Annotated in this window: 11 protein-coding genes; 6 read left to right on the forward strand and 5 right to left on the reverse strand. The window is 69.3% G+C overall.

The window, feature by feature from the left end; all coding sequences use genetic code 11:
- Nucleotides 1-733: 733 nt before the first annotated feature.
- From dnaK to AFR_RS00545, 4 genes are all read left to right on the forward strand, one after another.
- Entirely contained in the window at nt 734-2632 is a 1899-nt protein-coding gene (dnaK, locus tag AFR_RS00530; protein ID WP_023357337.1) for a molecular chaperone DnaK, read from the forward strand.
- Nucleotides 2629-3252 carry a nucleotide exchange factor GrpE gene (gene grpE, locus AFR_RS00535; RefSeq protein ID WP_023357338.1) on the forward strand — a complete coding sequence of 208 codons (624 nt, stop codon included), beginning with the start codon at nt 2629-2631 and terminating at the stop codon, nt 3250-3252. The genes dnaK and grpE overlap by 4 nt, the downstream gene beginning before the upstream one ends.
- An 82-nt stretch (nt 3253-3334) precedes the next feature.
- Entirely contained in the window at nt 3335-4540 is a 1206-nt protein-coding gene (gene dnaJ / locus AFR_RS00540; RefSeq protein ID WP_023357339.1) for a molecular chaperone DnaJ, read from the forward strand.
- Nucleotides 4541-4566: 26 nt separating this feature from the next.
- On the forward strand, nt 4567-5007 hold the full coding sequence (locus tag AFR_RS00545; protein ID WP_023357340.1) for a heat shock protein transcriptional repressor HspR: 441 nt from the start codon (nt 4567-4569) through the stop codon (nt 5005-5007).
- An 18-nt stretch (nt 5008-5025) separates the two neighbouring features.
- Here the strand turns inward: AFR_RS00545 and AFR_RS00550 are convergent, their stop codons facing one another.
- The 4 genes from AFR_RS00550 to AFR_RS00565 all read right to left on the reverse strand — a co-directional run bounded on the left by AFR_RS00550 (nt 5026) and on the right by AFR_RS00565 (nt 8638).
- Complete coding sequence (locus tag AFR_RS00550; RefSeq protein WP_023357341.1) at nt 5026-5472, reverse strand: hypothetical protein; 447 nt, start codon at nt 5470-5472, stop codon at nt 5026-5028.
- Between the two features lie 224 nt (nt 5473-5696).
- Complete coding sequence (locus AFR_RS00555) at nt 5697-6902, reverse strand: cation:proton antiporter (protein WP_023357342.1); 1206 nt, start codon at nt 6900-6902, stop codon at nt 5697-5699.
- 10 nt (nt 6903-6912) lie between these two features.
- Entirely contained in the window at nt 6913-7410 is a 498-nt protein-coding gene (locus AFR_RS00560; protein WP_023357343.1) for a cation:proton antiporter regulatory subunit, read from the reverse strand.
- 22 nt (nt 7411-7432) lie between these two features.
- Nucleotides 7433-8638: an MFS transporter gene (locus AFR_RS00565; RefSeq protein WP_041840483.1), complete on the reverse strand. Its 1206-nt coding sequence runs from the start codon at nt 8636-8638 to the stop codon at nt 7433-7435.
- A gap of 82 nt (nt 8639-8720) precedes the next feature.
- Here AFR_RS00565 and AFR_RS00570 point away from each other — a divergent pair, with 82 nt between their 5' ends.
- Nucleotides 8721-9626, forward strand: coding sequence for a beta propeller repeat protein (locus AFR_RS00570; protein ID WP_023357345.1), 906 nt, complete (start codon nt 8721-8723; stop codon nt 9624-9626).
- Nucleotides 9627-9699: 73 nt separating this feature from the next.
- The gene (gene clpB, locus AFR_RS00575; RefSeq protein ID WP_023357346.1) at nt 9700-12288 is read left to right on the forward strand and encodes an ATP-dependent chaperone ClpB; all 2589 of its coding nucleotides are present in this window, start codon (nt 9700-9702) and stop codon (nt 12286-12288) included.
- A 50-nt stretch (nt 12289-12338) separates the two neighbouring features.
- Here clpB and AFR_RS00580 read toward each other — a convergent pair whose 3' ends face one another.
- Nucleotides 12339-12518, reverse strand: coding sequence for a hypothetical protein (locus AFR_RS00580; protein ID WP_023357347.1), 180 nt, complete (start codon nt 12516-12518; stop codon nt 12339-12341).
- Between the last annotated feature and the right edge of the window lie 169 nt (nt 12519-12687).

Genomic DNA, 12687 nt, shown 5'->3' on the forward strand with positions numbered 1-12687 from the left:
CGAGAGTCGGTTCGTCCGCGGTGAGCGGCTCGGTGGCCGGTTCGTCGGCGGTCTCCGGCTCGGCGGGCGGCTTTGTGCCAACCTCGGGCTCCACTGCGGCCCCGGGCGTGGCGGCAGGCTCGTTCTTGGTGTCCGAGGCGACCGGCTCATCGACAGACTTCGCTTTATTCGCGACGACGGGAGGCTCGGGAGCTTCCTCAGCCGGTTTTTTCAGCGACGCGACGAAGTCCGTGATCGACTCGTCGGAGGTATCCGGCTCAACCGGCTGCTTGGCCTTCGGCACCGGCTGCTCCGCCTTCGTGGTCACGATGTTTCCCGTGGTGGAGGCGGTGGCCGGGGGCCATTCCGGTTTGGGCGTGGCTGCGGTGCCGGGCTCCGGGGACGCATCCGTGTCCTGCTGGCCGGCCTCAGGGGACGTGCTTGCGGGTGTGGACTCTGTGGCCGTACCGGATGATTTGTCGGTTTTTTGGGCAGAGTTCTGGGAGGAGGGTGGGTCGGCTACGGCGGGAGTGGCCGACGGACCGACCGCGTCACCGTGCGTCGTCACGGGTAAAGCGTGCCTGATCTATGCATCGCAGACAACAGGTACCCCGCCGCCGTGACCGGACAGGTACCTGCGGAACGTGAGTTGCGCCGCCTTGACTCAACTTTGACTTGCGGATGTGGATCGCCGTGGCATCATTGAGCCCGGTCCACTCAACTTCAAGCAAGGTTATGAAGCGAGGAAGCGAACATGGCACGAGCGGTCGGCATCGACCTCGGCACCACGAACTCCTGCGTCAGCGTTCTCGAGGGCGGTGAGCCCACCGTCGTCGCGAACGCGGAAGGCTCCCGGACGACCCCGTCCATCGTCGCCTTCGCTCGCAACGGCGAGGTGCTCGTCGGTGAGGTAGCCAAGCGTCAGGCAGTGACCAACCCCGACCGGACCATCCGTTCGGTCAAGCGGGAGGTCGGCACGAACTGGTCCGTCGACATCGACGGCAAGAAGTACACGCCGCAGGAGATCTCGGCGCGTGTGCTGATGAAGCTCAAGCGCGACTCCGAGGCCTACCTCGGTGAGTCGGTCACGGACGCGGTCATCACCGTCCCGGCCTACTTCAACGACTCCCAGCGTCAGGCGACCAAGGAGGCCGGTGAGATCGCGGGCTTCAACGTCCTGCGCATCGTCAACGAGCCCACCGCCGCCGCCCTGGCATACGGCCTGGACAAGGGCACCAAGGAGCAGACCGTCCTGGTCTTCGACCTCGGTGGTGGCACGTTCGACGTCTCCCTGCTCGAGCTCGGCGAGGGTGTCATCGAGGTCAAGTCGACCTCCGGTGACAACCACCTCGGTGGCGACGACTGGGACCAGCGGGTCATCGACCACCTGGTCAAGACCTTCCGCGGCGAGCACGGCATCGACCTCGGCAACGACAAGATGGCCCTGCAGCGTCTGCGTGAGGCCGCCGAGAAGGCCAAGATCGAGCTGTCGGCCGCGTCGACGACCAGCATCAACCTGCCGTACATCACCGCCGGCCCCGACGGCCCGCTGCACCTCGACACGACCCTGAGCCGCTCCGAGTTCCAGCGCATGACGCAGGACCTCCTGGACCGCTGCAAGGGCCCGTTCGAGCAGGCCATCAAGGACGCGGGCATCAAGGTCGCCGACGTCGAGCACGTCATCCTCGTCGGTGGCTCGACCCGTATGCCGGCCGTCTCCGACCTGGTCAAGCAGATGACCGGCCGTGACCCCAACAAGGGCGTCAACCCGGACGAGGTCGTCGCCGTCGGCGCCGCCCTGCAGGCCGGTGTGCTCAAGGGTGAGGTCAAGGACGTCCTCCTGCTCGACGTGACCCCGCTGTCACTGGGCATCGAGACCAAGGGCGGCATCTTCACCAAGCTGATCGAGCGCAACACCACGATCCCCACCAAGCGCTCCGAGGTCTTCACCACGGCCGACGACAACCAGCCGTCCGTGCTGATCCAGGTCTTCCAGGGCGAGCGTGAGATCGCGGCCTACAACAAGAAGCTCGGCACCTTCGAGCTGACCGGTCTTCCGCCGGCGCCCCGCAACGTGCCCCAGATCGAGGTCACCTTCGACATCGACGCGAACGGCATCGTGCACGTCGCCGCGAAGGACATGGGCACCGGCAAGGAGCAGAAGATGACGATCACCGGCGGCTCCGCGCTGCCGAAGGACGACATCGAGCGCATGATGCGCGACGCTCAGGACCACGCCGACGAGGACAAGCAGCGCAAGGAGGACGCGGAGACGCGCAACCTGGCCGAGCAGCTGCAGTGGCAGACCGAGAAGTTCCTCGCCGAGAGCGGCGACAAGCTGCCCGAGGAGAGCAAGGGTCAGATCAGCGAGGCGCTGGGTGACCTGCGCGGCGCGCTGGGCGGCAGCGACATCGAGAAGATCAAGACCGCGCACGAGAAGCTGGCCTCGGTCTCCCAGGCCGCCGGATCCCTCCTGTACGCCCAGAACCAGGAAGGCGCAGAGGGTGCTCCCGGCCCCGACGGCACGCAGGGTGCTCCTGGTGGCGCCGGTGCTCCGGGCGGCGCGGGTGCGGCCGGCGCGAGCGCGGGCCCGTCCGCAGGCGGTCCTGACGACGTCGTGGACGCCGAGATCGTCGAGGACGACAAGAAGTGAGCCGCGCGGACGACGAGAACGACGGTGAGAACACCGAACGCGTCGTCATCCGGGACCGGCGCAAGATCGATGTGAAGGGTAAGGGCACCACGGTGGCCAAGGAGCCCGAAGAGGAGACCACGGGAGGCGCGCACCGCGCCGCCGAGGAGCCGGACGAGGATGCGGCCATGTCCGCGTCCCTGCTCGGCGCCGAGGTGGGCCTGCTGCGCACCGACCTCGAGGAGCGCACCCGCGATCTGCAGCGGGTGACCGCGGAGTACGCCAACTACCGCAAGCGGGTCGACCGCGACCGGAGTGCGGCGGCCGAGCTGACGACCGGTTCGGTGCTCACGTCACTGCTGCCGGTGCTCGACGACATCGACCGTGCCCGCGAGCACGGCGACCTGGTGGGACCGTTCGCCTCGGTGGCCGAGGCGCTCGGTGCCGCGGTCGGCAAGCTCGGACTCGTGGCGTTCGGTGAGAAGGGTGACCCCTTCGACCCGACCCAGCACGAGGCGGTCGCGCACCTGACGTCGGAAGACGTCACCGAGCCGACCTGCGTCGAGGTCATGCGCCGCGGTTACACCCTGGGCGATCGGCTGCTGCGGCCGGCCCTGGTCGCGGTCGCCGACCCCGCGTGACGATCAACAGTCCCGCCCACCTCTCGGTGGGCGGGACCCCGTCGTTCCCCGCACCAACGATCCGGTGGAGGAGGTGGGCTGGATGAGTTCCAAGGACTGGTTGGAGAAGGACTTCTACGCCGTTCTCGGGGTGGGCAAGTCCGCCTCCGCTGATGAGATCAAGAAGGCGTACCGGAAACTGGCCCGGGAGAACCACCCCGACCACAACCCGGGCAACAAGGACGCCGAGGACAGGTTCAAGTCCGCGTCCGAGGCCTACGACGTGCTCTCCGACGACAAGAAGCGCAAAGAGTACGACGAGATGCGCTCCCTGTTCGGCTCCGGCGCATTCCGCCGGGGCGCCCGCCCGGGCGGTGGGTCGCAGTTCGACCCGTCCGACCTGTTCGGCGGCGGGTTCAGCGGGGCCGGCCAGCCCGGAGGCGCCGGTGACCGCCGGTTCGGTGGTGCGGGCTTCTCCGACATCTTCAGCTCGATCTTCTCCGGCGGTGGCGCCGGTGGGGCCGCGGCCGGAGGGCGACGGGGACCGCAGCGTGGCCGGGACGTCGAGGCCGAGGTCACGCTCGACTTCGCCCACGCCGTCAAGGGCACGACCCTGCCGCTGACCCTGCGTTCGCCGGGCGTCTGCGACACCTGCCACGGCAACGGCGCCAAGCCCGGAACGGTGCCGCGGACCTGTCCGCAGTGCCACGGGTCAGGGCTGATCTCCCGCAACCAGGGGTCGTTCAGCTTCTCCGAGCCGTGCCGCGAGTGCCAGGGTGCGGGCAGCATCGTCGACCAGAAGTGCCCGGAGTGCCGGGGGACGGGCGGGGTCACCAAGAACCGCACGATCAACGTCCGCTTCCCCGCCGGTGTCGCCGACGGTCAGCGGATCCGCCTCTCGGGGCGGGGCGAGCCGGGTGAGAAGGGCGGCCCGGCCGGAGATCTGTACGTGCAGGTCAAGGTCCGGCCCGACGACCTGTTCGGGCGTACCGGGGACGACATCACCCTGACCGTGCCGATCACGTTCGCGGAGGCGGTGCTCGGCACCGACCTGCGAGTGCCCACGCTGGACAGTCCCGTGACGCTGCGGGTGCCGCCCGGCACACCGAGCGGCCGCACACTGCGGGCGCGCGGCAAGGGTGTGCAGCGCCGCGACGGCCAGGCCGGCGATCTGCTGGTCACCGTCGAGGTGCAGGTCCCGGCCGTGGCCGCGGTCAGCACCGAGGCCCGGGACGCACTGGAACAGTTCGCCAAGCTCACGCCCAACGCCGAGCGTGAGCGCATCGAGGCCCGGCTGCGCCGCGGCTGATTCAGGACCCTGTCAGGAGGTGGCACATGTATGAAGAGATCAGCATCTCGGTGGAGCAGGCCTCCGACGCGAAGGTCCTGATCATTTCCGTCGCCGCCCGGCTCGCCGGGATGCACCCGCAGACGCTGCGTCAATATGACCGGCTCGGCCTGGTGCAGCCCGGCCGGGCCGGTGGTGGCGGCCGTCGCTACAGCGAACGCGACGTCGCCCTGCTGCGCGAGGTGCAGAAGCTGAGCCAGGAGGAAGGCGTCAACCTGGCCGGCATCAAGCGGATCATCGGTCTCGAGCAGCTCGCGAGTGAGCTCCAGGAACGGGTCGCCGAGCTGGAACGGCAGCTCGGCGACGCGTACCAGCGGATCGCCCAGCTCGAGACGATGCACGCGTACCCGGGCCGTGACCTGGTCCGTCAGGAACGCCCGTCGACCGCCCTGGTGGTGTGGCGCCCTCGCCGCGCCGGCGACAAGTAAGCCGTCACGAGGGTCCGGTCAGCGGCGGCCGAAGGCGGCGAGGCGGCGGGGGTTGCGGACCAGGCCGCCCTCGATCCAGTCCTCGTAGTCGAAGAGCTCGGGGCGGGTCATCAGCACCCGGCAGTTGTGGGCCCAGATCGCCATCGGCTCGTCGCCGACCTCTTCCGCGCGCTCGACGTACTTCTTGAGGCGGCGCTTGCGGAGCGAGGATGCGTTCGGGCGGACGCCGTCGGCGGCGTAGATGTACATGCAGTGCAGTGCGAAGCGGCGGGCCGGGCACTGCCTGTCCATGGCCAGCTCGTAGAGCGTGGGCGCGAGCACGTCACCCGCGATGAGCAGGTCCCAGTCGGAGGGCATGGCGTCGAGCGGGACAGCCTCGGGGTGGTACGCCCAGGCCTGCAGCTCTTCCGGTCGCGGATCGACCGGGTTGACGAACCCGAAAAAGGCCGATTCACGCACGGTCACGACGCCGCCTCGTTTAGCTCACTCATGCCGCCGTCCTCCCCGGCAGAGGGCCGTGCTGACCCGCCGGAAGGCAATTCCCCCTGCATTCGGCGAGACGCTGGTCACCCGATAACACGTTGTTGTCGCGGCGACACGTTAGCGCGCCGTACGTGTCCTGCGGAAGGCGTAAGAGATCACTTTCGGATACTGGTCAGTAGCTTTAAGCTGCCTGGACGCAAAAACGGTCATTCAGCTGCGGTAACAGGTCCGACAGGGCGCTGCACAGCCATACGTTTGCGGACCATGCTCTTGAACCAGGTGTAGTCGGGCAAACGGGCCAGCATCGGCCCGCTCACCACGGTGATCAAGACGTACGCGGTCGCGAGAGGCGCCAGCTCGGGTTCGACACCGGAGGCGACGGCGAGTCCGGCGATGACGATCGAGAACTCGCCGCGGGGCATCAGGGCGAGCCCGGTGCGGATCTGGCCGGGGAGCGCGATGCCTGCCCGCCGCGAGGCGAGCACACCGGTGAGAACCTTGGTCAGCATGGTCAGGACGGCCAGGCCGAGGGCGGGCAGGATCACCGGCGGCATCGCGGCCGGATCGGTGGAGAGCCCGAAGAAGACGAAAAAGACCGCCGCGAAGAGGTCCCGCAACGGCGACAGGATCTGGGTCGCGTTGTGCGCCACGGGACCGGAGAGCGCAATGCCCACGAGGAAGGCGCCCACAGCAGCGGACACCTTCAGCTCGGCGGCGACACCGGCCACAAAAAGCGTCAGGCCGAGCACGCTGAGCAGGAGTGCCTCGGCGTCCTTCACCGAGATGAAGCTCGAGATGGCGTGGCCGTAGCGGATCGCCACCACGAGCACCGCGACCACGGTGAGGACGGCGACGGCCAGGGCCTTCGCACCGCCGAGGAGGCCCACGCCGGCCAGGACGGCGGTGACCAGCGGCAGGTAGAACGCCATCGCGAGGTCCTCGATGACCAGCACCGACAGGATCACCGGCGTCTCGCGGTTACCGAGCCGGCCCAGGTCGCCGAGCACCTTGGCGATGACACCCGACGACGACACCCAGGTGATGCCGGCCAGCACCAGCGCCGCCTCCCAGCCCCAGCCGAGCAGGAACGCAAAACCGGCACCGGGCAGGGCGTTGAACAGGGCGTCGATCAGCCCGGCGGGCGCGGCCGAGCGCAGGTTGCCGACGAGCTCACTGGCGGAATACTCCAGGCCGAGCATGACCAGCAGCAGGATGACGCCGATCTCGGCGCCGACCTCGATGAACTCCTCGCTGGCCGAGAGCGGGATGACACCGCCGTGCCCGAAGGCGAGCCCGGCGAGCAGGTAGAGCGGGATGGGTGAGAGACCGAAGCGGCGACCGATTCGACCGAGCATGCCGAGCGCAAAGAGGAGCGCGCCGACCTCGATGAGCAGGATCGTCGTGCTGTGCACGGGCGGCGCCTCAGTCGCCGGTGTCGCCGGCCAGGATGGCGGTCACGCCATTCAGGCCTTCGCGGGTGCCGACAGCGACGACCACGTCGTTCGCGTCGAACTGGAACGACGGGCCGGGTGAGGCGATGACCTCGCGGTCACGGAGAACCGCCACGATCGACGCGCTGGTGCGGGTGCGGGCCCGGGTGTCACCCAGCCGGCGACCGACAAACGGCGAGCCGGCGGGCAGGGCGATCTGCTCGGTGAGCAGACCGGCGGCCTGCTGGCGCAGTCCGGCGAGCTGACCCAGCATCAGCGAGGCGCCGAGGACATCGGCGAGCGCCTCGGCCTCGTCGTCGGTGAGGGGTATCGAGGCGAGGCACGAGTCGGGGTCGTCCACGTCGTAGAGCAGCAGGTCACGACGACCGTTGCGGTGTGAGACCACACCGACCGTACGACCGGAGGAGGTGATCAGGTCGTGACGGACACCGATGCCAGGAAGTGGAGTCTGCTCTACCCGTACGCGCACGCATTCAACGGTAACGGATCTGTCATGCGTGCCGCGTCGCATGGTCGTTACGCACCACTATCAGGAGCAGCAGGCCTGCCGCGCAGAGTGCTGTGCACAGCCAGTACGCGAGCCGGTAGTCGAAGTGCTGTGCGAGCCCGAACAGCGGCCCGGCCAGCATCGCGCCGAGCGGGAACGAGTTGGTGAACAGTGTCGTGGCACGACCCGGATGGTGGGGCAGCATGTCCTGCATGTACGAGATGCCCAGTCCGGAGACGGCCGCGATGAACAGGGCGTTCAGCACCTGCCCGGCGACGAGCATCCACAGGCCGGTCGACACGGCGGCGATCCCGTAGTAGCCGATGCCGCAGGCCGCGCCGATGAAGAGCAGCAGCCGCAGCGGGAGCCGTGTCGAGAGCAACCCGAGGCCCAGCATCAGCGGAATCTCCAGGGCCGCGCAGAGCCCGAGCAGCAGACCGGCGTCGCCGACGTCGCCACCCAGCTCGGTGCTGATGAACAGCGGCAGGGCCTGCACCGCCAGGGTCAGCGGCGTCTGGAGCAGGGTGAACGCCGCCGCGGTCAGCCACAGTGTCCACCTCGGTGCGTCACCGGACACGGCGGCCGGCTCGTCCGCGGCCGGGGGTGCGGGCGCGGGGACCTCGTCGAGCCAGAAGATCGCAATCAGGGCGGCAAACGCGTACGTCAGCGCGGCCGTGCCGTAGACCCAGACAAAACTGCCCGAGTCCAGCAGGAACGCGGCCAGCGACGGTCCGGCCACCCAGGCCAGCGAGAACACGGTACGCAGGGCGCTGATGCCCATCGGGGCGCGTGCCGGGTCGTCACGCAGGAGCACCTGACGGGCGTACGCGAAGGACTGGGGGAAGAGTGAGCCGGCCAGCGCAAAGGCGGTGATGGCCAGGGCGAGCAGCACCCAGTAGTCGCGGACGACGGCGGTCACGCCGGTGCCGACGACACCCGCGACCGCGCCGATGATCAGTAGCCGCCGGCGGATCGGCCGGCGGTCGGAGACACGGCCGACGAGGCTGGAGCCGAGCACACCCGCGAGCGGCGCGACGATCAGGAAGACAGTGGTCTTGACCGGCCCGGCGTCGACCTCGGTGCTGAGGAAGAGCGCGAGGAACGGGTTGAACAGCGCCACCGAGATGCCGACGGCCAGGAACAGCAGGCCCAGCGGTAGCAGCGCACGGCCGAGACGAGTAGCCGTCCGGGTCGAAGTTTCCTGAGCCATTGCGGCCACGCTACGGCTTCGGGGGATTCCTTGCCCATGGTGACGCCCGTTACGGTCGGCGTTCGGTGAGGGGGATACGCATATGGATGCTGTTCTGCCACGCGCGCTGGCCGGGGTTCTGTTGCTGCTCACGCTGGGCGGCTGCTCGGCGCTCGACGGTGTCCGGCGCCCTCCTCCCGACCGTTCGCCGTCACCGTCCGCGATCGTGCATCAGCCGCACCTGCCGATCGAGTACACAGTGCGGACCGCCTCGGTCGACGTGCCGCACGGGTACGTCCAGCAGGCGCTCAAGTTTCGGACCGCCACGGTCGGTGTTGCTCTCTTCACCCATTGCGAGCTGCCGAAGCGGCGGGTCGGAAACCACGACGACTGCACCGCCCGGCTCTTCGTGACCGCGGACGGCGGCTCGACCTGGCTGCCCCGCCGGCACCCCAAGCCGGTTGCGGACAACCACCAGGTCTTTTTCGGTACGGGCGGCGAGCTGATCCTGCTCGCCGAGCCCCGCCTCTGGTACGTCTCGACCGACGCCGGGCGGACCTTCCGGCACGTCGAGAAGGAACCGCCGCGCTCCACCGCGGACGATCATCAGGTGGTGGCCCCGGGTGTGCAGGGCCGGATGCTGGTCTCGGCGGACCGTGCGGACATCTGGCTGGTCGAGCAACCGGCGAGCCGGCGCGAGTTTCCGGAGATCTGGCACCTCGACGGCGGCACGTGGAAGCCGGTGACGGTCGAGGGCCACCCCGCCTCGTACGCGGGCGCGGCGCCGCTCGGCCACGGGATGCTGATGGTCTCGACCGCCCACGGCGCCGGGATCGTCGCACCGGACATGCCCTGGTCACCGATGATCTGGCCGTCCGGCGGGGGTGTCGAGACGCTGCTGGACGGCACGCTGCAGGCCCGCGACGACCTGCAGGGTGAGCTGTGGCTCGGCACCGGCGAGGCGGCCGAGCGTGCGTGGGTCAAGCTGAAGGTACTTCCCCGGAGCTGACGCTAGAGTTGAGTGGAATACGCTCAAGTCTCGGATTGCTGCACTACTGGGAAGATCCGATCCAGGGGAGCTCATGAACGCCGAACGCCTGACCACCAAGAGCCGCGACGTCATCACCGGTGCTGTTGCCGACGCGAACCAGCGGGGCCACGCCACCGTCGAACCGTGGCATCTCCTCCTCTCGTTGCTCGACACCGGCGGGTCCACCGCGGGCGCCCTGCTGCGCGCGGTCGGCGCCAACCCCGCCGACGTGCGGCGCGCGGCCGTCCGCGCGGTCGAGCAGCAGCCCTCCGCCCGCGGTGCGAGCACCGCCGAGCCCAGCCTGTCGCGGGAGTTCGTCAACGCGATCGGCGAGGCCGAACTGATCGCCAAGCCGCTCGGCGACGAATACGTCTCCACCGAACACCTGCTGGCCGGTCTGGCCCGGGTCGGCGGTGTGGTCGGCAAGGCCCTGCGTGACGTCGGCGCGACCGAGGAGACCCTGGTCGCGGCCTTCCCCTCGGTACGCGGAGGCGACCGCCGGGTCACCACCGCCGAGCCCGAGCAGACCTACAAGGCGCTCGAGAAGTACAGCGTCGACCTGACCGCGCTCGCCCGTGACGGCAAGATCGACCCCGTCATCGGCCGGGATGCCGAGATCCGCCGGGTGGTGCAGGTGCTCTCCCGGCGTACCAAGAACAACCCGGTGCTGATCGGTGAGCCCGGCGTCGGCAAGACCGCGATCGTCGAGGGCCTGGCCCAGCGGATCGTCGCGGGTGACGTGCCCGAGACCCTGCGCGACAAGAAGCTGGTCTCGCTCGACCTCGGCGCGATGGTCGCCGGTGCGCAATACCGCGGACAGTTCGAGGAGCGCCTCAAGAGCGTGCTCGAGGAGATCCGCAACTCCGACGGTCAGGTCGTCACCTTCCTCGACGAGCTGCACACCGTTGTCGGCGCCGGCAAGGGCGAGGGCTCGATGGACGCCGGCAACATGCTCAAGCCGATGCTCGCCCGCGGTGAGCTGCGGATGGTCGGTGCGACCACTCTGGACGAATACCGCGAGCACATCGAGAAGGACCCCGCCCTGGAGCGGCGCTTCCAGCCGGTGGTGGTCGGCGAGCCGACGGTCGAGGACACGATCGGCATCCTGCGCGGGCTCAAGGGTCGTTACGAGGCGCACCACCGGGTCCAGATCACGGACGCCGCGCTGGTCGCGGCCGCCGCCCTCTCGGACCGTTACATCAGCGACCGGTTCCTGCCCGACAAGGCGATCGACCTGATCGACGAGGCGGCCTCCCGGCTGCGCATGGAGATCGACTCGCAGCCGGTCGAGCTGGACCAGCTGCAGCGTCAGGTCGACCGGATGCGCGTCGAGAAGCTGGCGCTGGAGAAGGAGACCGACCCCGCGTCGATCGCCCGTCTCGAGCGGCTCGAGCGTGACCTCGCCGACCGCGAGGAGGAGCTCACCGCGCTGAGCGCCCGCTGGGAGCGTGAGCGCAGCGGCCTCAACCGTGTCGGTGAGCTCAAGAAGCGGCTCGACGAGCAGCAGGCCGACCTCGAACGCGCGCAGCGTGACGCGGAGTGGGAGAAGGCGTCCCGCCTGCAGTACCAGGAGATCCCCGCGCTGATGGCGGAGATCGAGCACGCCTCCGCGGCCGAGGAGGAGAAGACCGAGCCGCCGATGGTCAAGGAAGAGGTCGGCGCCGACGACATCGCCGAGGTCATCGCGTCGTGGACCGGCATCCCGGCCGGCCGGATGATGGAGGGCGAGACCGCCAAGCTGCTCCGCATGGAGGAGACGCTGCAGGCCAAGGTGGTCGGCCAGCCCATCGCCGTGGCCGCGGTCTCCGGAGCCGTACGCCGGGCCCGTGCCGGTGTCGCCGACCCGGACCGCCCCACCGGCAGCTTCCTCTTCCTCGGCCCCACCGGTGTCGGCAAGACGGAGCTGGCCAAGGCCCTCGCGGGCTTCCTCTTCGACGACGAGCGCGCCATGGTCCGCATCGACATGAGCGAGTACGGCGAGAAGCACTCCGTGGCCCGCCTGCTGGGCGCCCCGCCCGGATACGTCGGGTACGAGGAGGGCGGACAGCTCACCGAGGCTGTGCGCCGCCGGCCGTACTCGGTGGTGTTGCTGGACGAGGTCGAGAAGGCTCACCCGGACGTCTTCGACACGCTGCTGCAGGTGCTCGACGACGGCCGGCTGACCGACGGTCAGGGCCGGACGGTCGACTTCCGCAACGCGATCCTGGTGCTGACCTCGAACCTGGGCTCGTCGGTCATCTCCGACTTCACCCTGGGTGAGGAGGAGCGGCGTGAGGAGGTCATGGCGTCCGTCCGCGCGCACTTCAAGCCGGAGTTCCTCAACCGGCTCGACGACATCGTGGTCTTCCAGGCGCTGACGTCGCAGGACCTGGCGGCCATCGTGGACATTCAGCTGGGCCGGCTGCGGTCCCGGCTCGCCGACCGGCGGCTCGAGCTGGAGGTTTCGGAGGCCGCGGTGCTGTGGCTGGGCGAGCGGGGTTACGACCCGATCTACGGCGCCCGCCCGTTGCGCCGGCTGGTGCAGTCGTCGATCGGCGATTCGCTGGCCAAGGCGCTGCTGGCCGGGGAGATCGTCGACGGCAACACCGTGGTCGTGGATCTCAACGACACCAAGGACGGGTTGTCGGTCCACGCCGCCTGAGGACACAGAAAAGGGGCCCCTCCGTGGAGGGGCCCCTTTTTCCTTGCCGTCTAGCTCGCCCGTGCCTCCCGTTGCCGGTAGGCGTGGGTCATGAGAATGTCCGTGAGAGCGTGCTCGCCCTCGTCGGACCAGATCCTGATGCCGTCGCGGTGCAACTGGTACCGGACGTCGGTGTAACTGGTGCGTGTGTCGTCATGGTGAACGACGGTCAGGGTGTCTGCGTGTGGCATGGGACTCACCGGTCCTTGTCGAGTCTGGGGCGGCCGCGGCATGGTCACGCGGCCGGCGCAATCGGGAAGGCGCCCGAATCCGGTCTGCCTCGGCCCCGGCTGTCTCTGAGCGGGGGCGGCGACTCGGTCGGGCAGGGGGCGTCGCCGAAGGTCTCTGCTGCCTGGGGCG

This window comes from Amorphoplanes friuliensis DSM 7358, assembly GCF_000494755.1.
Taxonomy (GTDB): Bacteria; Actinomycetota; Actinomycetes; order Mycobacteriales; family Micromonosporaceae; genus Actinoplanes; species Actinoplanes friuliensis.

Coding starts and splice junctions, on each gene's coding strand:
- dnaK (WP_023357337.1), top strand. CDS start 734: ATGGCACGAGCGGTCGGCATCGACCTCGGCACCACGAACTCCTGCGTC.
- dnaJ (WP_023357339.1), top strand. CDS start 3,335: ATGAGTTCCAAGGACTGGTTGGAGAAGGACTTCTACGCCGTTCTCGGG.
- AFR_RS00545 (WP_023357340.1), top strand. CDS start 4,567: ATGTATGAAGAGATCAGCATCTCGGTGGAGCAGGCCTCCGACGCGAAG.
- AFR_RS00565 (WP_041840483.1), bottom strand. CDS start 8,638: ATGGCTCAGGAAACTTCGACCCGGACGGCTACTCGTCTCGGCCGTGCG.
- AFR_RS00570 (WP_023357345.1), top strand. CDS start 8,721: ATGGATGCTGTTCTGCCACGCGCGCTGGCCGGGGTTCTGTTGCTGCTC.
- clpB (WP_023357346.1), top strand. CDS start 9,700: ATGAACGCCGAACGCCTGACCACCAAGAGCCGCGACGTCATCACCGGT.
- AFR_RS00580 (WP_023357347.1), bottom strand. CDS start 12,518: ATGCCACACGCAGACACCCTGACCGTCGTTCACCATGACGACACACGC.